The sequence below is a fragment of the Sphingomonas sp. Leaf33 genome (assembly GCF_001421785.1).
Lineage (GTDB): Bacteria > Pseudomonadota > Alphaproteobacteria > Sphingomonadales > Sphingomonadaceae > Sphingomonas.
This window is the reverse complement of sequence record NZ_LMLB01000001.1, coordinates 557,754-578,229: the sequence shown is the minus strand read 5'-3', so window position 1 is coordinate 578,229 and position 20,476 is coordinate 557,754. Positions and strand designations below refer to the sequence as shown.

Annotated in this window: 22 protein-coding genes; 13 read left to right on the top strand and 9 right to left on the bottom strand. The window is 67.1% G+C overall.

Annotated elements, in window-relative coordinates; all coding sequences use genetic code 11:
- The first annotated feature begins 125 nt into the window (after positions 1–125).
- Genes ASE86_RS16280 through ASE86_RS02885 form a run of 3 tightly spaced genes read left to right on the top strand, consistent with a single transcriptional unit; the run spans position 126 to position 2,705 of the window.
- Positions 126–281, top strand: a complete 156-nt coding sequence (locus ASE86_RS16280) for a hypothetical protein (RefSeq protein ID WP_200911475.1) — start codon at positions 126–128, stop codon at positions 279–281.
- Entirely contained in the window at positions 274–1,629 is a 1,356-nt protein-coding gene (locus ASE86_RS02890; protein ID WP_056422094.1) for a putative O-glycosylation ligase, exosortase A system-associated, read from the top strand. Before ASE86_RS16280 ends, ASE86_RS02890 begins: the two co-directional genes overlap by 8 nt.
- Positions 1,626–2,705, top strand: a complete 1,080-nt coding sequence (locus ASE86_RS02885) for an acyltransferase family protein (protein ID WP_056422091.1) — start codon at positions 1,626–1,628, stop codon at positions 2,703–2,705. The genes ASE86_RS02890 and ASE86_RS02885 overlap by 4 nt, the downstream gene beginning before the upstream one ends.
- 71 nt (positions 2,706–2,776) lie before the next feature.
- On the opposite strand, the gene ASE86_RS02880 is transcribed toward ASE86_RS02885, so the two are convergent.
- Positions 2,777–3,325, bottom strand: coding sequence for a type 1 glutamine amidotransferase domain-containing protein (locus ASE86_RS02880; protein ID WP_056422088.1), 549 nt, complete (start codon positions 3,323–3,325; stop codon positions 2,777–2,779).
- A gap of 116 nt (positions 3,326–3,441) precedes the next feature.
- Between ASE86_RS02880 and ASE86_RS02875 the strand changes: the two genes are divergently transcribed.
- Positions 3,442–4,452, top strand: coding sequence for a DNA topoisomerase IB (locus ASE86_RS02875; protein WP_056422086.1), 1,011 nt, complete (start codon positions 3,442–3,444; stop codon positions 4,450–4,452).
- 4 nt (positions 4,453–4,456) lie between these two features.
- A complete protein-coding gene (locus ASE86_RS02870) occupies positions 4,457–5,701 on the top strand; it encodes a mechanosensitive ion channel family protein (RefSeq protein WP_056422084.1) in 1,245 nt (414 codons plus the stop codon).
- A gap of 282 nt (positions 5,702–5,983) precedes the next feature.
- Here the strand turns inward: ASE86_RS02870 and ASE86_RS02865 are convergent, their stop codons facing one another.
- Complete coding sequence (locus ASE86_RS02865) at positions 5,984–6,895, bottom strand: DUF2167 domain-containing protein (protein ID WP_162233296.1); 912 nt, start codon at positions 6,893–6,895, stop codon at positions 5,984–5,986.
- Between the two features lie 298 nt (positions 6,896–7,193).
- Between ASE86_RS02865 and ASE86_RS02860 the strand changes: the two genes are divergently transcribed.
- The 5 genes from ASE86_RS02860 to ASE86_RS02840 all read left to right on the top strand — a co-directional run bounded on the left by ASE86_RS02860 (position 7,194) and on the right by ASE86_RS02840 (position 11,418).
- The gene (locus ASE86_RS02860; protein ID WP_056422082.1) at positions 7,194–7,649 is read left to right on the top strand and encodes a MaoC family dehydratase; all 456 of its coding nucleotides are present in this window, start codon (positions 7,194–7,196) and stop codon (positions 7,647–7,649) included.
- 14 nt (positions 7,650–7,663) lie between these two features.
- On the top strand, positions 7,664–8,839 hold the full coding sequence (locus ASE86_RS02855) for an acetyl-CoA C-acyltransferase (RefSeq protein ID WP_056422079.1): 1,176 nt from the start codon (positions 7,664–7,666) through the stop codon (positions 8,837–8,839).
- Positions 8,840–9,198: 359 nt separating this feature from the next.
- The gene (locus ASE86_RS02850; RefSeq protein ID WP_056422076.1) at positions 9,199–9,684 is read left to right on the top strand and encodes a pyridoxamine 5'-phosphate oxidase family protein; all 486 of its coding nucleotides are present in this window, start codon (positions 9,199–9,201) and stop codon (positions 9,682–9,684) included.
- Positions 9,685–9,747: 63 nt separating this feature from the next.
- On the top strand, positions 9,748–10,221 hold the full coding sequence (locus tag ASE86_RS02845) for a GreA/GreB family elongation factor (protein ID WP_056422072.1): 474 nt from the start codon (positions 9,748–9,750) through the stop codon (positions 10,219–10,221).
- Positions 10,222–10,257: 36 nt separating this feature from the next.
- Positions 10,258–11,418, top strand: coding sequence for an alpha-hydroxy-acid oxidizing protein (locus ASE86_RS02840; RefSeq protein WP_056422071.1), 1,161 nt, complete (start codon positions 10,258–10,260; stop codon positions 11,416–11,418).
- On the opposite strand, the gene ASE86_RS02835 is transcribed toward ASE86_RS02840, so the two are convergent.
- On the bottom strand, positions 11,405–12,859 hold the full coding sequence (locus tag ASE86_RS02835) for a GGDEF domain-containing protein (protein ID WP_056422069.1): 1,455 nt from the start codon (positions 12,857–12,859) through the stop codon (positions 11,405–11,407). The two genes, ASE86_RS02840 and ASE86_RS02835, sit on opposite strands and share 14 nt — an antisense overlap.
- 100 nt (positions 12,860–12,959) lie before the next feature.
- On the opposite strand from ASE86_RS02835, the gene fsa reads away from it, so the two are divergent.
- A complete protein-coding gene (gene fsa, locus ASE86_RS02830) occupies positions 12,960–13,613 on the top strand; it encodes a fructose-6-phosphate aldolase (RefSeq protein WP_056422067.1) in 654 nt (217 codons plus the stop codon).
- 203 nt (positions 13,614–13,816) lie between these two features.
- Here the strand turns inward: fsa and ASE86_RS02825 are convergent, their stop codons facing one another.
- Entirely contained in the window at positions 13,817–14,185 is a 369-nt protein-coding gene (locus tag ASE86_RS02825) for a hypothetical protein (RefSeq protein ID WP_056426508.1), read from the bottom strand.
- Between the two features lie 63 nt (positions 14,186–14,248).
- Here ASE86_RS02825 and ASE86_RS02820 point away from each other — a divergent pair, with 63 nt between their 5' ends.
- Positions 14,249–15,127, top strand: coding sequence for a tyrosine recombinase XerC (locus tag ASE86_RS02820; RefSeq protein WP_056422065.1), 879 nt, complete (start codon positions 14,249–14,251; stop codon positions 15,125–15,127).
- 3 nt (positions 15,128–15,130) lie between these two features.
- Here the strand turns inward: ASE86_RS02820 and ASE86_RS02815 are convergent, their stop codons facing one another.
- From ASE86_RS02815 to rsmI, 4 genes are read right to left on the bottom strand one after another with little or no spacing between them, the layout of a single operon-like run.
- Complete coding sequence (locus ASE86_RS02815; RefSeq protein WP_056422063.1) at positions 15,131–15,736, bottom strand: DedA family protein; 606 nt, start codon at positions 15,734–15,736, stop codon at positions 15,131–15,133.
- Positions 15,737–15,776: 40 nt separating this feature from the next.
- Positions 15,777–16,742, bottom strand: a complete 966-nt coding sequence (gshB, locus tag ASE86_RS02810; protein ID WP_056422061.1) for a glutathione synthase — start codon at positions 16,740–16,742, stop codon at positions 15,777–15,779.
- Positions 16,743–16,774: 32 nt separating this feature from the next.
- The gene (locus tag ASE86_RS02805) at positions 16,775–17,128 is read right to left on the bottom strand and encodes a YraN family protein (RefSeq protein ID WP_056422059.1); all 354 of its coding nucleotides are present in this window, start codon (positions 17,126–17,128) and stop codon (positions 16,775–16,777) included.
- Positions 17,125–17,958 (bottom strand): 16S rRNA (cytidine(1402)-2'-O)-methyltransferase, encoded by an 834-nt coding sequence (gene rsmI / locus ASE86_RS02800; RefSeq protein ID WP_056422057.1) that lies wholly within the window; start codon positions 17,956–17,958, stop codon positions 17,125–17,127. The genes ASE86_RS02805 and rsmI overlap by 4 nt, the downstream gene beginning before the upstream one ends.
- A gap of 13 nt (positions 17,959–17,971) precedes the next feature.
- On the opposite strand from rsmI, the gene ASE86_RS02795 reads away from it, so the two are divergent.
- Positions 17,972–19,171, top strand: coding sequence for a penicillin-binding protein activator (locus ASE86_RS02795; protein ID WP_056422055.1), 1,200 nt, complete (start codon positions 17,972–17,974; stop codon positions 19,169–19,171).
- Between the two features lie 132 nt (positions 19,172–19,303).
- On the opposite strand, the gene hemW is transcribed toward ASE86_RS02795, so the two are convergent.
- Positions 19,304–20,452 carry a radical SAM family heme chaperone HemW gene (gene hemW / locus ASE86_RS02790; protein WP_056422053.1) on the bottom strand — a complete coding sequence of 383 codons (1,149 nt, stop codon included), beginning with the start codon at positions 20,450–20,452 and terminating at the stop codon, positions 19,304–19,306.
- Between the last annotated feature and the right edge of the window lie 24 nt (positions 20,453–20,476).

Genomic DNA, 20,476 nt, shown 5'->3' with positions numbered 1-20,476 from the left:
CTATCCCCAGCCCGTTCGTGCTGAGCCTGTCGAAGCACTGCCCTTCTTGACCGCGCGGATCGCCGAAGAAGGACAGGACTTCGACAAGCTCAGTCCGAACGGATTTTGAGGCAGCGTTCGGGCTTATGATCGACAATTTCTCGCTCGGCCTGACGCATGGCCTGATGCTGCTGGCGGTCTGGTACCTGCTGCGCCGGCCCGACCTCGATCGTGAAGCCGGCCCGCGCGACGAGGCCCCCGCCCCCAGGAAGCGATCGACATGGGGCCGCCGCGATGCGTGACCTGATCTTCGTCGCGTTCCTGGGCGCGTTCTTCGCCGCGGGCTTCCGCCGGCCGTTCGTCTTCGTGCTGGCCTATGTCTACATCGACATCGTCTCGCCGCAGCGGCTGACCTATTACCTGCTGAACGCGGTGCCCATTTCCGCGATGGCGGTCGCGTTGGCGATCGGGGCGTGGCTCGCGGTCGACGACAAGTCCGACACCCGCCTTGCCCCGCGGCAGGGCCTGCTCGCCGTCCTGCTGCTCTATTGCTGGTACACGACGATCAACGCCGATTTCGCGCTGGAGGCGCTGTCGAAATGGGAATGGGTGTGGAAGGCGCTGGCGTTCGCGATCTTCCTGCCGTTGACGCTACGCACCAAGCTCCGGATCGAGGCGCTGCTGCTGTTCATGATCCTGTCGGCGGCGTCGATCATCATCGTCGGCGGCATCAAGACGCTGGGCTCGGGCGGCGGTTACGGCCAGCTGAACCTGATGGTCGACAATAACTCGGGGCTGTACGAAGGCTCTACGATCTCGATGGTCGCGATCGCGATCATCCCCATCATCCTGTGGTTCACCCGCTTCGGCACGATCTTCGTCCCCGACTGGCGGGTGAAGGCATTCAGCTTCGCGCTGATCTTCGCCTGCCTGCTGATCCCGATCGGCACCTCGACGCGCACCGGCCTGCTGTGCATCGGCCTGCTCGCGGTCCTGCTGCTGCGCGATACGAAGCGGCGGTTTCTCTACCTCAGCCTGATGGCCGCGGTCGGTATCGCCGCCGTCCCGTTCCTGCCGTCGTCGTTCACCGAGCGGATGGGGACGATCAAGACCTACCAGGCTGACGCGTCAGCCTCGACCCGCCTGGCGGTGTGGCAGTGGACGATGGATTACGCGAAATCGCACCCGATGGGCGGCGGGTTCGAGGCGTATCGCCAGAACAAGATCCGCTACGACAAGGTGAAGGTCGAAGGCGCGCCCGCCAATGCGACGGTCGACACGCAGCTGGAGGTCGATTCGGGTCGCGCCTACCACAGCGCCTATTTCGAGATGCTGGGCGAACAGGGCTATTTCGGGCTGGGCCTGTGGATCGTCATCCAGCTGATCGGCCTGCTCCGGATGGAAATCCTGCGCCGCCGCTATGCCAGGGAAACCGGCGACCTCGCCTGGGTCGCGCCGCTCGCCGCCGCGCTGCAGAACGCGCATTTCGTCTATCTGCTGGGTGCCGCCTTCATCGCCATCGCCTTCCAGCCGTTCGTCTACATGCTGATCGGTGCGCAGATCGGGCTCGACACCTATGCCGCGCGCAAGAGCCGAGAGACGGCGTGGACCGGGTTTGGCCAGCGCCGCGCGGTGCCGGTCGCCGCATGACCGATCGTGCCGAGCTGCGCGCGCTGACCAGCGTCCGCGGACTCGCGGCGTGGCTGGTCGTGTTCTATCACATCCGTGGCAGCATCGCCGGGCTGTGGCCACCCGTCGTCCACGCGCTGTCCTACGGCTATCTCGCAGTCGATTTCTTCTTCCTGCTGTCGGGTTTCGTCATCTGGCTGGCATGGGGCACGCGGCTGCGCGAGGGCGGCCTGGCCACGACGACCGAGTTCCTGCGCCGCCGCATCGCCCGCATCTGGCCGCTGCACGGCGTCGTGTTGACCGGGACGGCGCTCATGGCGCTGGCGCTCGCCGCGACCGGCCGGTCGAACCCGGAGCAATATCCGTTCGCCGAGCTCCCGCTGCATTATCTGCTGATCCAGAACTGGGGGCTGGCCTATCTCGCCTGGAACGACCCGGCATGGTCGATCAGTTGCGAACTGTTCGCCTATCTGCTGTTCGCCGCAGTTATCGGAATAGTCGACCTGCGACGTCTGACGAGCGTGGCGCTGTTCGGAATCGCGGCAGGGTTGCTGCTGGCCCTTCATGCGGTATTCCGAATGCGCGGCCTCGTCCATCTGGGCGACGCCATCCCCCAGATGGGACTGATCCGCTGCACCCTGCTGTTCGGCTGCGGCACGATACTCGCTGCGCTGTGGGTCCGCTGGCGCGGCCGACGGAGCGCCTCGGCGATCGCGGCGATCGCGGCGTGCGTCGCGGCTACGGCACTAACGCTGACGACGATCGGTTGGGTGCCCGAAACACTGGGCATTCCGACCGGCTTTGCCGCACTGCTATTGCTGCTCGCCCTGACCGCCGGCACGCGACGCAACCCGCTCGAAGGGCGCGCGATCCATTATCTGGGCGACGTGAGCTTCGCGACCTATCTCGTCCATTATCCGCTGTGGACCGCGTTCAAGCTGGCATTCGTGCGGGACGCCGACGCGGTCCCGCCGCTGGCGATCGCGCTGTACGTGGGGATGGTGATGATCGCGTCGGTGATGCTGTACCACGGCGTGGAGCGGCCGGCGCAGCGGGCGATCAACGGCTGGCGATGGCGCCAGCCGCTTGCAACCTGAACCCTCCCGCCACCCGGTGAAGGAGGGGGCAGGCCGGCCGCGCGGCTATCACCACGCGGCCGACCCGTCATTTACGCCTCGACCTTGCCCAGCGCCTTCAGCAGCGCGTCGTTGAACGCGGGGATGTCGTCCGGATTGCGGCTGGTGATCAGGTTGCCGTCGATCACGACCTCCTCGTCCACCACATCCGCGCCGGCGTTGGCCAGGTCGGTGCGGATCGACGGCCAGGACGTCATCGTCTTGCCCTCGATCACATCGGCTTCAGCCAGCAGCCACGGGCCGTGGCAGATCGATGCGACGATCTTGTGGTCGTCCATGAACTCGCCGACGATTTCCACCGTGCGGTCGTTCATCCGCAGCGTGTCGGGGTTGGCGACGCCGCCGGGCAGCAGCAGCGCGTCGTAATCGTCGCTGTTCACGTCATCGACGGTCAGGTCGGGCGTGATCTCGTCACCCTTGTCGCCGTCGTTGATGACACCCTGGATCGGGTCGGTCTTCAGGCTGGCGAGCGTTACGGTGGCACCGGCGTCGAGCAATGCCTGGCGCGGCTTGAACAGTTCGCTGTTCTCGAAACCGTCGGTCGCCAGGATCAGCACTTTGGTCTGTGAAAGGTCGGGCATATCCGGAAACTCCTGATGGGGATCAGGGTCTTGAACCCCCCGCGCGGCCGATGTGTCCGGAACGGAATCGACAGGCCGAGCATTGGTTGGGCCGTTACGAAAAGGGAACGAACGCCATGGGTCGGATCGTCTATTGCGATGACAGCATGGCCGGGATCACCCGGAAGAAGATCGGCCGCGCGTGGGGTTATTTCGACACGCACGGCAAACGCATCACCGACCGCGATGAGATCGACCGGCTGAACGCGATCGGCCTGCCCCCCGCGTATCGCGACGCCTGGTTCTGCCCGAAGCCCAACGGCCATATCCAGGCGATCGGCTGGGACGAGAAGGGCCGCAAGCAGTACCGCTATCACACCGACTTCCGCGCCAAGCAGGAACTGGCGAAGTACGAGGGCTGCGCGCGCTTCGGCGAGAAACTGCCCAAGCTGCGCGCGCGGGTCGAGGCCGACCTGAAACTGCGCAAGCTGAGCCGCGAACGCGCGGTCGCCGCGGTCGTCCGTTTGCTCGACCTGGGCCACATCCGCGTCGGCAACGAAGGCTATGCGCGTACGAACAAGAGCTTCGGCGCGACCACGCTGCGCTGCCGCCACGCCAAGGTCGAGGGGGCGAAGCTGAAGCTGAAATTCCGCGCCAAGTCGGGCAAGGAAAAGGTGATGACCGTCACCGACCGTTCGCTCAGCCGGTTCGTGAAGACGTGCCACGACCTGCCCGGCCAGCACCTGTTCCAGTGGCTGGACGAGGAGGGTGAGGCGCATCCCGTATCGTCGAGCGACGTGAACGAATATATCCGCGAGGCGATGGCGGGCGAATTCACCGCCAAGCATTTCCGCACCTGGGGTGCCAGCGTGCTCGCGTTCGAGGCGCTGGTCGGCGCGGACAAGGACATCGGCATCAAGACGATGCTGGAGCCGGTGACCGACGCGCTGGGCAACACGCCCGCCATCGCCCGCAAATCCTATGTCCATCCGATGCTGGTCGACCTTGCCAAGTCGGGCGACCAGGCGGCACTGCGCGCGCGGAGCCTGCCCCGCGCGACCCAGCATCTCAGCCGGGTCGAACGCGGCCTGATCGCGCTGCTCGACAGCGACACCAAGGAGAAGCGCGAGCTGAAGCTCGCCGCGTGAGTTTATGAGCAATACGACCAAGGCCGTCGAAAAGGCGGCGATCAACAAGGATGTCGCGCAGGCGCACGTCCGGACCCTGTGGACCGACGGCACCGCCTGGCTGACCAACAACTGGCTGCAGATCGCCATCGCGGTCGGCATCGGCGTGGCGATCGCGCTGCTGCTGATGCTGGCGCGGCGGATGGGGCGCAAGCTGTGCGACCGGCCGAACTGGGTCGGCGGCTGGGGCGTCGTCTTCGGACGGACCGTGTCGAAGACCGGCAATTTCTTCATCGTCACGGTCGCCGCCAAGCTGGTCGAAGGCTATGCCCAGACGCCGCCCGCGGTCACCACCACCATCACCTTCCTGTTCACCATCGCCGCGGTCATCCAGGCCGCGATCTGGGCGCGCGAACTGATCCTGGGCGGGATCGAACACCGTATGACCGGCCAGGATCACGCGACGCTCGGCAGCGCGTTCGGCCTGATCCGCCTGCTCGTCACCTTCGCGCTGTTCTCGATCGCGCTGATCGTCGTGCTCGACAATCTGGGCGTCAACGTCACCGGCCTGGTCGCCGGGCTGGGCGTCGGCGGCATCGCGATCGGTCTGGCCGCGCAGGGCATCTTCGCCGACCTGTTCGCCGCCCTTGCCATCATCTTCGACAAGCCGTTCCGCGTGGGCGACGCGATCACCTATTCGGGATCGTCGGGCACCGTCGAAGCGATCGGGCTGAAATCGACCCGCGTGCGGAGTGCCACCGGCGAGTTGAAAGTCATCAGCAACAAGAAGCTGCTCGACAACGAAATCCTCAACAACACCCGCCGGGACTATCGCCGCATCCAGTTCACGCTGGGCCTGGTCCAGTGGACCGCGATCGACGTGATGGAATCGCTGCCGGGCATGATGAAAGACGTGGTCGAGGACCACGGCATGAAGTTCGTCCGCGCCGGCTTCACCAATTTCGGCGCGTCGTCCTACGACTTCGGCGTCGAATTCGATTCGCCGGGGCCCAATTTCCAGGACGCGTTCGATGCGCGCCACGTCGTCGGCCTGGCCGTCATCCGCCGCCTGAACGACGAAGGGATCGAGCTCGCCTATCCGACCCAGACCGACTTCACCGCCTCGCCCGACGGCGGCCTGATCTACCCCTACCCGCGCAAGCTGGCGAACGACCGCCCGGCCCAGCTCAGCACCATTTCCGACCCTATCCGTGCGCAGGATACGCACGGCACGGCGGAGGGGACGGCATCGGCGGTCGATCAGGATTAGGGTCTGTACTCGATCAGGACGGGGATCGTGATCGCCCGCAGGAAGACGCTGGCGAGAAGTGCAGCGCAGCAGGTAGCAGCGCTACCTGCAAGCAAGTGACGACGACCAGCGCCTTCCTGCGGACCCCTGTCGCCGCGGGCCGATTTTGGCCCAGGGCGGCGTCGCGAGCCAAGAAAGCCCTGGGGGCACGATGCATCAGCATCGCTCCACGCCTTACTTCTTGCCCCGAACCAAAACCGGCTCCGTCGCGACCCGTCTTGATCGAGTACAGACCCTCACCCGTCAGATCAGGTCGGGATCCTTCGGCTTGCCGATCCGCCCGAACAGATAGCGCCCACCGGCAGCGACGGCAGCGATGACGAGCACGAAGAATTTCTTGCCGAACGCCAGGATGATCGCGAGCAGCCCGAGCTTCTTCACCGCCGCTGCGCCGACGCCGGCGGCGACCAGCCCGGCCAAGCCATATTCGGCCGTCTTGTCGATCGATGCGTCGTAGTCGGCATAGGTGGCACCGGGAACGAAGGCCACGCGCTCGCTCAGCGTCTTCGCCGCCGTCCGCACCTTAGGCAGGCTGTTCATGTCGGACACCATGTTGAGGCTGAGCGCCCCGGTTCGGCCGAGCGTACGCACGTCGTAGTTCAGCGAATTCACCTTGCCGCCGTCGAACGCCAGGTTGCGCGCCCAGATCAGCGCATGGTGCGTGCCGTCGTAGGATGGCGGCTGCGCCCAGCCGACCAGATGGACCGCGGGATAGCCGGCCTCGCGCCGGGCAGCGTTGCTCGCCTCGGCACCGTCCTGCGCGTTCTTCAGGACTGCGGCGTAATCCTGGCTGCCGGCGTCCGCATCGGAGACGTGGCCGGTATCCTCGAACGTGACGACCGCGCCCCAGACGTTATCGAACGCGGTCTTGCCTGCCGGCAGGATCAGCCCCAGCACGTCGCTCACGCTGTCGGGCGGATTGCCCCAGACCTGCGTCAGCACGCGCTTCGCATCATCGGCCGGCAGGAAATAATAGTCCTTGCCCAGGTGCAGCACCGCCCGCGCGTCTGACACCGAAATATCGCCGCTCTGTGGATGCAGCGATGCCTCGAACGATGCCTGCGTGGTTTCGGGCGCCCTGGACGGCGCCGCGACAACGGGCACCGATGCAGACAGGGCAAGCGCCAATCCGCTCGCGACCAGAAGACCTCTCACGATATTTTCCCCTTTGGTCGAGCCCCCCCGGCGTCGACGACCCAGGCTTTCGCAAAAGCCGGGGGTCGTCAAGCCGGTGGGGCGCGTTACGACCGATCTGGTTGCGATATCGCGCTCTGCCCGCCATGACGCGATCGGTCGCGATCCACGACTTTTGAATATCGGGTTCGCCTGGTTACAGGGACCATTGTCTCGGACAGCTGCCGTCTCTTCGAATTTTCGGTCTTGCCCGTCTTGCGGCCGCACCCCCTCCCCGGCTAAGGATATGGCGAGACTGCGCGCCGGGGAGAGGAATGCCATGCCGACTATCAGCATAGCCGAGCGCGCCGGCCAGGTCGGGTCGACCAATGTGTCCCAGTGGATCGACGTCACACAGGCAATGATCGATAAGTTTGCCGACGCGACCGGCGATCATCAGTTCATCCACATCGATCCGGTTCGCGCCGCGCAGACGCCGTTCGGCGGCACCATCGCCCACGGTTTCCTGACGCTGTCGCTGATGCCGCTGCTGGCGTCGAAGACCGACCAGCCGGAGATCGAGGGCGTCCGGATGGGCGTCAACTACGGCGGCAACAAGGTCCGCTTCCTGACACCCGTCCGCTCGGGCGCACGCGTCCGCGGGCATTTCAAGTTGCTGGAACTGGCCGAGAAGCGGCCCGGCCAGTGGCAGCAGACAACCGAATTCACGGTCGAGATCGAGGGGCAGGACAAGCCCGCGCTCATCGCCGAATGGATCAGCCAGATTTTCGTTTGAGAGGATAAAGCCCCATGCGTTCCGCCGTCATCGTCTCCACCGCCCGCACGCCGATCGGCCGCGCCTATCGCGGTGCGTTCAACAACCTGCCGTCGCCGACGCTGGCCTCCCACGCGATCAAGGCTGCGGTCGAGCGGGCGAAGATCGACGGCGCGGAAGTCGACGATGTCGTGTTCGGCTCGGCGCTTCAGCAGGGCAGCCAGGCCGGCAACATCGCGCGCAACGCGTTGCTGCGCGCGGGCCTCCCCAACACGGTCGCGGGCATGTCGCTCGACCGCCAGTGCGCCTCCGGCCTGATGGCGATCGCGACCGCGGCCAAGGAAATCATCGTCGACAACATGGACATCGCGATCGGCGGCGGCGTGGAGAGCATCAGCCTCGTCCAGACCCCACAGATGCGCGTCAATCCGGACCCCGAACTGTTGGCGATGGTGCCCGACATCTACATGCCGATGCTCCAGACCGCCGAGATCGTCGGCAAGCGCTACGGCATCAGCCGCGATCGCTGCGACGAATACGGCCTCCAGTCGCAGCAGCGCACCGTCGCCGCGCAGGCCGCCGGCAAGTTCGATGACGAGATCGTGCCCGTCACCGCGACGATGAACGTGGTCAACAAGGAGACGAAGGAAGTCTCGACCAAGGAAGTCACGCTGTCGAAGGACGAGGGCAACCGCGCCGACACGACGCTGGAGGGGCTGAAGTCGCTCAATCCGGTGCTGCCGGACGGCTCGGTGACGGCGGGCAACGCGTCGCAGCTGTCGGACGGCGCCTCGGCCAGCGTGCTGATGGAGGAATCGCTTGCCGCCAGGCGCGGCCTCACCCCGCTCGGCCGCTATGTCGGCATGACGGTGGCGGGCACCAAGCCCGACGAGATGGGCATCGGCCCGGTCTATGCGATCCCCAAGCTGCTCGAGCGCTTCAACCTGAAGATGGACGACATCGGTCTCTGGGAACTGAACGAGGCGTTCGCGGTGCAGGTGCTGTACTGCGCCGACAAGCTCGGCATCCCGAATGAATTGCTGAACGTCAACGGCGGCTCGATCTCGATCGGCCACCCCTACGGCATGACCGGCGCGCGCTGCACCGGCCACGCGCTGATCGAGGGCAAGCGTCGTGGTGCGAAGTACGTCGTCGTGACGATGTGCGTCGGCGGCGGCATGGGCGCGGCCGGGCTATTCGAGGTTCTGTGAGGTTGAAATTCTTGGCCGGACGGGGTATCTAAGATACCGCAAACGGACATCGTCCTTGTTGATGAGCCTCGATCGTGCCAGCGGTCGGGGCTCAAAACATTTTGGGGCCCGATTGCCAGGTCGAGCCCCGCCTTCACCTCACTTGGGACGCCGCGCCTCGATCACCTTGATGATCAAGGTGCCGAAGGCAAACAGCACGCCCAGGAAAAGGCAACGGTCTGCAAACGTGATCATCGCATCTCCTTGCTGATCGACGGCTCCATTGCCGCCGCACTCATCATGACACGCCGCGCGCTCTTCGCAACCAACCCCCGCCCCCCTCGTTTCGCTCTCTAATCCCGCCACCCAAGGAGCAGACGATGGCCGAGAAGAGCGACGATCAGATCAAGCGCGACATGTGGAAGAAGATGGCCGACAGCCCCTTCCTGATGGTCGGGTTGACCGACAGCCACGAACACAGTGAACCGCTGACCGCGCAGCTCGACGAGGATCAGGTCGACACGCTCTGGTTCTTCGTCGGCAAGTCCAATCGCGTCGCCCAGGGCGGCAAGGCGATGGCGCAGTTCGTGTCGAAGGGGCATGACTTCTTTGCCTGCCTGTCGGGCACGATCACGCAGGACACCGATCCCGCGATGGTCGACAAATTGTGGAACAACCAGGTCGAGGCCTGGTTCGAAGGCGGCAAGGACGACCCAAATCTGGCGCTCGTACGCCTCGACATCGACAGCGCCGAGCTGTGGGAAACCGACCTGTCGCTCAGCGGACGCGTGAAGATGCTGTTCGGCGGGTCGATCAAGGCGGGCGAAGCGGGTAGTCACGCAAAGGTCGAGACGACCGCGGCCTGATCGCTTCAGCGGGCTCGCGACCACGGCGACGGCACGCGAGCCCGCCAATCTGGGACATGCAGAATGAGTGTCGCCTTCCGGCGTGAAAATGACGACGAGCATCTCGAACCCAAGTTCGAAATCCCCATCGCCCCCGGCCCCAACCTCGTCACCCCGCGCGGACGCCGTCTAATCGAAGCGCGCCTCGCCGACCTCGATACGCAGATCGCAGGTGCGACCAACGAGGACGCGGCGAAGGCCCTTAAGCGCGACCATCGATACTGGGGGACGCGACTGACGACCGCCGAGGTCGTGGCGATGCCCGATGACGCCGAAGTCGCGATCGGATCGCGCGTGGCTTTCACGCTGGAGGGCAAGCATCGCACGATCGACATCACCGGCGGGGACGAAGCCGATGCTGCGCAAAACCGCATCGCCTTTTCCGCGCCGCTCGCGCGCGCGCTGATCGGGCTCGCGCCGGGTGAAACCGCCGACTTCGCCGGGCGGCCCGACGCGATCGAAGTGCTTGAAACCGGCCCCGCCCCCGACGCAGACTGACGGGCGGGCGAACGAACCGGCCCATCGGAGAGGATCATGGGCCACTACGGCGATTTCCAGAACGCGATCTACATGGCAGGCACGCAAGGGATCGTGCCGAAGCTGCCGGTCGACTTCGCGACGCTGGAGGCCCGCGCGAGAGACGCGATGCCGCCCCATGTCAGGGACTATGTGATGGGCGGCTGCGGCGATGAATTCACGCAGGACGAGAACGCCCGCGCCTTCCATTGCTACGGCATGGTCCCGCGAATGCTGGTCGACTGCACGACGCGCGACCTGTCGATCGAGCTGTTCGGCCGCCGGCTGCCCAGCCCCATCTTCATGAGCCCGATCGGCGTCGCCGGCATCGCGACGCCCGACGGCCACGGCGACCTCGCCGCCGCCCGTGCATCGGCGCTGACCGGCGTACCCATGATGGCATCGACGCTGTCGAACGACCCGCTGGAGGCGGTCCATGCCGCGACCGGAGACACGGCCGCGTGGTTCCAGCTCTACACCCCGCGCGACCTTGACCTGGCGGCCAGCCTGGTCTCGCGCGCAGAGGCGGCGGGATACGAGGCGATCGTGGTGACGCTCGACACCTGGGTCACCGGCTGGCGCCCGCGCGACCTGAACACCGGCAGTTTCCCGCAGCTGAAGGGCGCGGTTCTTGAGAATTACTTCAGCGATCCGGTCTTTCGGAAGCGTCTGGGATGCTCCCCCGCCGACAATCTGGCGGCGGCGATCGGGCTGTGGGTGCAGTCGTTCGGCAAGGTGCTGACATGGGCCGACCTGCCGTGGCTGCGATCGCTGACGACGCTGCCGATCGTGCTGAAAGGCATCTGCCACCCCGACGATGCGCGTCGCGCGGTGGATGCGGGCGCCGACGCGGTCTTCTGCTCGAATCACGGCGGGCGTCAGGCCAACGGCGGGATCGCCGCGATCGATATGCTGGCGGATGTCGTGGCGGCGGCGGGCGACGTGCCGGTGCTGTTCGATTCGGGCATACGATCGGGCAGCGATGTCGTGAAGGCGCTGGCGATGGGCGCGCGGGCGGTCGGCGTCGGGCGACCATGGCTCTATGGCCTGGCCCTCGACGGGGCGGAGGGCGCGGCGCACGTGCTGCGCTGCATCCTGGCGGAGGCGGACCTGCTGATGGCGGTCAACGGCTGTCCGACGATCGACGCCGTCCGCGCAGAAGGCGTCAGGCGGCTCTGACCCCCCCGCGGCGAACGTCTTCTCGCAACTGCCCCCAGGCGCGCGCCGTGCCGCGTTTCGTTCGTTTTGCCTCGTAGAGTGCAGTGTCGGCGCGGTGAACGAAGGGATGGACGCCGGTCTCGGCCGGGTCGAACGCGGCATGGCCGATCGTCCCCGACACCGGGATGACGCCGGTCGCGGCATGGACCGGCATCCGGAAATCGATCAGCAGCTTTGCGATCAACGACGGCGCGTCGCGGGCGGCCTGCCCCCGCAGCAGCAGCGCGAATTCGTCGCCGCCGACGCGGGCGGCATAGGCATCGCTCGGGTGGACCCGGCGCAGGCGGCGTCCGAAGGCGCGCAGCACCTCGTCTCCGACCAGATGGCCGTGGACATCGTTGATCTGCTTGAACTGGTCGAGATCGACAAGCGCGAGTTCCAGCGCGCTACCATCGGCGCGGGCAACGCCGACCCAGCGCTCCAGCTCGACATTGAACGCGGCGCGGTTGGCGATACGGGTCAGGTCGTCGATGCTGGCCGAGCGCCGCAGCGTCTGTTCCAGCGCGTGGCGCGCGGTCACGTCCTGGAACATCCCGACGACGGCGACCGCGCGACCGCCCTGCAACTCGAGCTCGCCCATCGATCGCACCCGGCGGCGCACACCACGGGCGCTGACGAAATCGACTTCGATGTCGAACGGCGCGCCGGTCTCGATCGTCGTCGCCAGTGAGGATGCGACGGTCGCCCGCGCGTGTTCGGGAAAGAAATCCATTGCCCCCGCCAGTGCCGGCGAGATCGACGGATCGAGATCGTAGATGCGGTACACGCCATCCGACCACGTCACCGTCTCGTCCGCCAGTTCCAGCCGCCACGATCCCATTTCGGCCAGGCGTTCGGCCTGGCGGAACGTCCGGTCGCTACGTCGCAGTGCCTGCGACTGGATTTCCGCGTCGACCCGCAGCGCGCGCGCATCGAACAGCGCTTCCGCCAGCGCCTTCAGATGACCGAGCGCGGCGTGTTGTTCGGGGCCGAACGCCCGTGGCCGTGTGTCGAGCGCACACACCGCCCCTATCGGCACACGGGGGCCGCCATCGGGATCGGGCGCGGAAATCGCGATACCGGCATAGCTGCGGATATGCGGAGCGTCAGCAACGAGCGGGCTGGTGGAAAACTCGACGTCGTGCGCGGCGTCGGCAATCGTCACCGCATCGCTCCGCGCGATCGTGCGGTTGCAGAAGACCTGCTCCCGCGGTGCAGGGCTTGCAGCGATGCCGGATGCAGCGAGCGGATGGAACCGGTCGTCATCGATCAGTGATACGACACCCATCGGACACGCGAGCAGCTCTGCGGCAAGCGCAGCCAGCGCCTCGAACGCGCGCTCGGGCGGGGCATCGATCAGGTCGAGCGCCTTGAGCGCGCGGACACGGTGGCTGGTAACGGACGAAGACTCAGGACGCGACATGCCCGAAAATTAGCCGGCCGGACGTTAATTTTGTGGGTGCCGGGCCCGGCCCGAACGCCCTAAGGACCATACGAAAATCACGCGAGGGAGCGAACCCGCCATGAAGTTCTTCGTCGACACCGCAGACACGGCGGACATCCGCGACCTGGCCGAATCGGGCCTGGTCGACGGCGTCACCACCAACCCGTCGCTGATCCACAAGTCGGGCCGCGATTTCCTGGAAGTCGTGCGCGAGATCTGCACGATCACGAGCGGACCGGTGTCGGCGGAGGTCGTCGCGCTGGACCACGCCGGCATGATGCGCGAGGCCGAAATCCTGCGGAAGATCGCCGACAATGTCGCGGTCAAGGTGCCGCTGACGATCGACGGCCTCAAAACCTGCAAGGCGCTGACCGACGACGGCACGATGGTGAACGTCACGCTGTGCTTCTCGGCCAACCAGGCGCTGCTGGCGGCAAAGGCCGGCGCGAGCTTCATTTCGCCGTTCGTCGGCCGCCACGACGACAACGGCTTCGACGGGATGCAGCTGATCAGCGACATCCGCCTGATCTACGACAACTATGATTTCGCGACCGAAATTCTGGTCGCCAGCGTCCGCCACCCGATCCATGTGCTCGAAAGCGCAAGGCTCGGCGCCGACGTGATGACCGCCCCGCCGGCGGTGATCCGCCAGTTGGTCAAGCACCCGCTGACCGACAAGGGGATCGAGGGCTTCATGGCGGACTGGGCGAAGAGCGGGCAAAGCATCGCGTAAGCGGCGTCGGCCGTAGGCGACGGCCGCGGTGCGCGAAGCGCCTACGCGATGCCGGCCGGCGGGAGCGGCCAGCCGCTCCCGACCGACGACGCGGAATTCACTTCCGCGTCGGCCCTTGCGGCTCTTTCCCGCTCTGCGGCCCGAAGAAGGACAGCCCTTCGACAAGCTCAGGGCGAACGGAGGTGGGGTCAGCCCGCCCATGTTTATCGCACCACCCCACGCACCGCGTCCCAGTTGAACAGAAACCCGCGGTGCTCTGCCCAGGTCTGGCCGCTGACCCGGTCCCCCGTCGAGCACGCCGCGGTGTGATACGGCCCTGCCCCATCGGTCGTGCGAAAGCTGACGCAGGTCCGCCCCCGCGCGGTCTTCCACCGCCCCGCCTGGATCTCGCTGCGATAGAAGCTGCCCGTCACCGTCCCATCTGGCTTCAGCGCCAGCCGCATCGGCTGGCGGTAGGGCGGGTCGCCGGGCCTGGCGGTCAGGTCGACGATCCAGTCGCCGGCAAGCGCGGGCGTGGCGGGCGTCGCGGGCGTGGCGACTTGGACGAGCGCGAGAAGCAGGGGCGCGAACATGCGGTCACGCTGCGCCGTGACGGGCATTCCGTCAATCGCCCTGCGCGTCTAGAGTCGCGCACCATGCAACCGCTACCCGCCGCCTATGCCGCGCACCTGACCCGCGACCGCCGCCGTTCGGCGCATACCGTGCGCGCGTATCAGGCGACGGCGGAGCGGTTGATGAGATTCCTGGAACAGCATCGCGGCGAGGGCATCGCGCGCGACGCGCTGGGGAGCGTGACCGCCAGCGACCTGCGCGCGTTTCTCGCCCAGCGTCGCAGCGACGGCCTGGGTAATGCGTCCGCCGCCCGAGAGCTGTCGGCCGTTCGCGGCTTCCTCGCCTGGGCGGGCGTGGAGGCGCCGCGCTTGAAGGGTCCGCGCGTCAAGACGGGGGTGCCGCGCCCGATCGCGCCGGACGAAGTCGTTGCGCTGGCCGAGGAGGTCGCCGACGATGCCCGCGCGCCGTGGATCGCCGCGCGCGACTGGGCGCTGCTGCTGCTGCTGTACGGCGCCGGCCTGCGCATCGGCGAGGCGCTGTCGCTGACCGGCGCGGCGCTGCCGATGGGGGAAACGCTGGTCGTCACCGGCAAGCGCAGCAAGACGCGGGTTGTCCCGATCCTGCCGGCGGTCGCCGAGGCGATCGCGCGCTATGCCGACCTCCAGCCCTGGCCGATACCGCGTGATGCACCGCTGTTCCGGGGAGCTAAGGGCGGACCATTGGCGGGGGGCGTCATCCGCCGGTCGGTGCAAGGCGCGCGCGGGCGGCTGGGACTGGGCGAGCGCACCACACCACACGCGCTACGGCACAGTTTCGCGACGCATCTGCTGGGCCGCGGGGCGGATTTGCGCGCGTTGCAGGAGTTATTGGGGCACGCCAGCCTGAGTTCGACGCAAGTCTATACCGCCGTCGATGCCGCGCATCTGCTCGACGTCTACCGCAACGCCCACCCGCGGGCATAACGCCTACCGCTTCGCGCGCGGCTTCCAGGTGATGACGCGGTAGAGGTAGCCGATCACGATTGCGACGCTGAAAGCGATGGCGACCGGGCCGACATAATGATCGAGCCGGTCGAAATTCGATCCCAGATAGTAGCCTGCACCCGCCAGCACCGTGTTCCAGATCGCGCTGCCGAAGAACGTCGCGAGCGTGAAGCGCCAGTGTGGCATACATGCCATGCCCGCGGGCAGCGAGATCATCGTGCGGAACGTCGGCAGGAAGCGGAACACGAACACGGTCTTGCCGCCGTTTTTCAGGAAGAAGCCGTGGAGCTTCTCCACATCCTCCCACTCGATCGTCAGCACGCGGCCGAAGCGGTCGACGATTGGCTTTAGTCCATTATAACCGAACCGCCGCCCGATCGCGTACCAGAAGTAGTTGCCCGCGGTCGTGCCGGCGGTGCCCCACAGGATCAGCGGCAGGATTGCCATGTCGCCGCGCGCGACCGCCATCCCGCCCAGGCCCATGATGACCTCGGACGGGACGGGCGGCACCACGTTTTCGAGCGCCATCAGCAGGAAGATGCCGATGTAGCCGCCCCACGCGATCGCATCGAGGATGAAGTCGGTCATTGCCGCGGGGTAACTCTCGGGGGACGCGAAAGGGTTCGTGTCAGCCCCGACGCGCGGCGACCCGCGCCTCGATCGCGTCCCAGATCATCGCGCCGGTGTCGGTCCCGTTGAAGCGGTCGATCGCGACGATGCCGGTCGGCGACGTCACGTTGATTTCCGTCAGCCACTCGCCGCCGATGACATCGATGCCGACGAAGATGAGTCCGCGGCGCTTCAGTTCCAGCCCGAGTACGGCGCAGATTTCCCGCTCCCGCTCGGTAAGCTCGGTCTTCACCGCCGATCCGCCGACCGCCAGGTTGGAACGGATTTCGCCCTCGCCAGGAATGCGGTTAATCGCACCGGCGATCTCGCCGTCGACCAGCACGATCCGCTTGTCGCCCTTCGCCACGCCGGGCAGAAATGCTTGGATCATGTGGGGTTCGCGATACGCTGTGTTGAACACCTCGATCAGCGAGGACAGGTTGGCGCCGTCGCGGCCGACCTTGAAGATCGCCTTGCCGCCGTTGCCGTGGAGCGGCTTGACGACGATCTCGCCGTGCACGGCCAGGAATTTGCGCGCTTCGTCGAGGCTGCGGGTGACGAGCGTCGGCGGCATGTACTGCGCATAGTCCAGCACCCAGATTTTTTCCGGCGCGTTGCGGACGCTGGCCGGATCGTTGACGACGAGCGTACGGTCCGAAATCCGTTCGAGCAGGTGGGTCGCGGTGATGTAGCCCAGGTCGAACGGCGGGTCCTGCCGCATCAGCACGACGTCGGCGTCTTCACCCAGGTCCAGGTCGACCGGACCGCCGAAGCTGAAGTGATCGCCGACGACACGCTGGACGGTGACCGGATGCGCCCGTGCCCAGACGCGGCCGGCGGAATAGCTCAGATCCTCGGCGGCGTAATGGAACAGCCGGTGCCCGCGCGCCTGCGCCGACAGCATCAGCGCAAAGCTCGAATCGCCCGCGATGTTGATCGATTCGAGCGGGTCCATCTGGACGGCGACGGTGAGGGACTGGGTCATATGGCCGGAGGTAGGATGGCCGGGCCGGAATGTCACCCGATCCAGGCATTCTCGATATGCCGCGGCACCGCGCCGCGGGCGAGTAGCAGCACGTCGACGCGAATGTCGTCCTGCGGTCCGGCGTAGCGTGGCATCAGATACTCCGCCGCCGCCGCGACGCGCGCCAGTCGCCGCTGATCGATCGCGAAGTCGAGCTCGGCGGCACTCGCGCGGGTCTTCACCTCGACGAAGGCGACCAGATTGCCACGCCGGGCGATCAGATCGACTTCGCCGGCGGGCGTGCGTACGCGGCGGTCGAGGATACGCCAGCCCTTCAATCGCAGCCACCAGCCGGCGATCCGCTCGCCCCGGCGACCGGCGGCTTCGGCGGCCTGGCGATCCCTCACCCCTTCAACTCCATTGCCCGCGCATAGAGTTCGCGCCGGTCGAGCCCAAGCTTCTTCGCCACTTCCCCCGCCGCCTTCGACACCGGCAGGCGGGTCAGCGCCTCGCGCAGGGCGGTATCGGCATCCTCCTCGCTCGCCGGCTCGGGCTCGCCGGGCGGCGCCACGATCACGACGATCTCCCCCCTGGGCGGTGCGTCGGCATACCGTGCGGCAAGGTCGGACAATGTGCCCGTCACACATTCCTCGAACCGCTTGGTGATCTCGCGTGCCACTCCCGCCTCGCGGTCGCCAAGCCCCTCGGCCAGCGCCGCCAGCGTCACCGCCAGCCGTGGACCTGATTCGTAGAGGATCAGAGTCGCGCGGACGCTCGCGACTTCGGCGATGGCGGTTGCGCGGGCGCCGGCCTTGGGCGGCAGGAAGCCGAGGAACAGGAACCGATCGGTCGGCAATCCGGCCAGCGTCAACGCCGCGACCGCCGCGCAGGGCCCCGGCACCGTCACCACATTGTGCCCCGCCGCGCGCGCATCGCGGACCAGTTTGTAGCCGGGGTCGGAGATCAGCGGCGTGCCGGCATCGCTGACCAGCGCGACGACTTCGCCGCCCATTCGCGCGACCAGGCCGGGCCGCACGGCTTCGGCATTATGATCGTGGTACGGCGTCATCGTTCGCTTGGCACCGATGTGCTGGAGCAGCTTGGCGGTGACGCGGCTGTCCTCCACCGCGATGACGTCAGCATTCGCAAGGACTTGGGCCGCGCGCGGGCTCAGGTCACCGAGATTGCCGATGGGGGTCGCGACGATGTAGAGACCTGGGGGAAGTTCGGCGTTCATAAGGGGAAAGACTATGGCGGAGGTGGCACACACACCGCAACTGCGCAAAATTCGGCAGGCAGTGGTGCTGCTCGGCGCGGCGCTGCTGAGCGCCTGCGCCGTCGTACCGCGCGACGCCGGTCCGCCGCCGCCGCCCCCGGCGACCGCTACCCCGCGCCCGACATCGCCACGTCCCATCACCCCGGCCCTGCCCGAGGATAGCGCACGCCACCGCGTCGCGCTGCTCGTGCCATTGTCGGGCGCCAACGCCGCGGTCGGACGGAGTCTGGCCAACGCGACCCAGCTTGCACTGCTCGACCTGCGCAACGAAAGGGTCCGCATCACCAATTACGATACGTCGGGCGGTGCCGCAGCGGCCGCGCAGCGCGCGATCGACGAAGGTGCACAGTTGATCCTGGGACCGCTGCTGGCCGAGGATGTCCGCGCCGTCACGCCGATCGCCCGCGCCGCGCGGGTGCCGGTACTGAGCTTCTCCAACGACACCTCGGTTGCCGGCAACGGTGCCTATCTGCTCGGCTACGCCCCGACCCAGTCGATCGAGCGCGTGGTCGATTACGCGCGCGGCACCGGCATCACCGACTTCGCCGGGCTGGTCCCGGCGGGTACCTATGGCGAACGCGCGTCGACCGCGTTCCTGCGCGCGGTCGAAGGGGCCGGCGGGCGCGTGACGGGGATGCAGACCTATGACCGGTCGGCCGGGTCGATCACCGCTGCGGTCGGTCGCCTGACCCGCGCATCGCCGTTCCAGGCGGTGCTGATCGCCGACAGCGCCGGCACCGCGAGCCTGGCCGTACCGGCATTGAAGCGGTCTGCCGGCGCGAGCGCCCGCGTCCTCGGCACCGAATTGTGGAATGCCGACACCGGTATCGGCGGCAATGCGGCGTTGAACGGCGCTTGGTTCGCCAGCGTCTCCAACACGCTCTACCGCCAGTATGCGGGCAAGTATCGCGCCCGCTTCGGTACCGCGCCGTATCGCCTGTCGAGTCTCGGCTATGACGCGGTCCTGCTGACGGTCCGCATCGCGCGCGACTGGCGGGTGGGGGATCGTTTCCCCGAGAATCGCCTGACCGATCGCGATGGGTTCGCAGGGCTGGACGGCGCGTTCCGCTTCGGCCGCGACGGCATCGCAGAGCGTGCGTTGGAGGTGCAGGAGATCCGCAGCGGCGCGACGGTGACGGTGTCGCCGGCACCGGCCGGCTTCGGGGGGCGGTAAGTGTCATCCTCCCCCGCAAGGGGAGGTGGCAGGCCGCGGGCCTGACGGGGGGGAGTGTCCCACTATTCGAGAGGGCGACACCCCCCCGACGCACTTCGCGCGCCACCTCCCCTGCCAGGAAGGGTTGAGTGGTCAGGCCTTCGCGATCGCCGGCAGGATCGAATCGAGCAGCAGGATGCCCGCCTCGGTCGTTGCGATGTGGTTGCCGTCCCGCGTCAGCAGGCCGTGCCCGACCAGCCGGTCGACCGCCGCCATGTCCACCCACGCCGGATCGACCGTAATCCCCTCGCGCATCCTGAGGCCCATCACCAGCGTCTCGGATGCGCGATCGCGCAGGTCGAGCGGATCTTCGCTCTGCATCCCGTGCGCATTGCGGTCGATCGCGCCCAGCCAGTTCTCGGGCTTCTTGTGGCGCACCGTCGCATAACCGCCCCGCCGGCCATGCGCGCCGGGGCCGATGCCGGCATAGTCGCGGTAGCGCCAATAGGTCAGGTTGTGCCGGCTTTCCGCGCCGGGGCGGGCGTGGTTCGACACTTCGTAGCGCGGCAGCCCGGCCGCGCGAGTCATCGCTTGCGTCGTCTCGAACAGCTCGGCCGCGGCGTCGCCGTCGGGAATGGTCAGTTCGCCTTTGGCGGCCAGTGTGGCGAAGCGGGTGCCGGGTTCGATGGTCAATTGATAGAGCGACAGATGCTCGGTGCCGAAGCCGAGCGCGCGCGCCAGTTCGGCCTCCCACGCGGCCAGCGATTGGCCAGGTCGTGCGTAGATAAGGTCGAAGCTGACCCGCGCGAATTCGCGTTGCGCGATGTCGAGCGCGCCCAGCCCCTCGCGCACGTCATGCGCACGCCCCAGAAACGCGAGCGCCGGATCGTCGAGCGCCTGGAGCCCCAGCGACACGCGGTTCACGCCCGCTGCGGCGATGTCGGCGAACCGCGCCGCCTCCACCGACGACGGGTTCGCCTCCAGCGTTATCTCGATATCGTCGGTGAAGCCCCACGCGCGCTCCGCGGCATCGAGCAATGCCGCGACCGTCTCCGGCGGCATCAGCGACGGCGTGCCGCCGCCAAAGAAGATCGACCCCAGCCGCCGCCCCGGCAAAACCGCGGCCTCGTGGCGCAAATCGGCGAGCAGGGCATCCCGCCACCTTGCCTGGTCGACACCCTCGCGGACGTGACTGTTGAAGTCGCAGTACGGGCATTTGCTGACGCAGAACGGCCAGTGGATGTACAATGCCAAAGGGTGTTGGGCCAAAGGATGTTGGGCCAGGGAATGTTGGGCATTCATGTGTGGCGCGCTATGCCCTGTGTC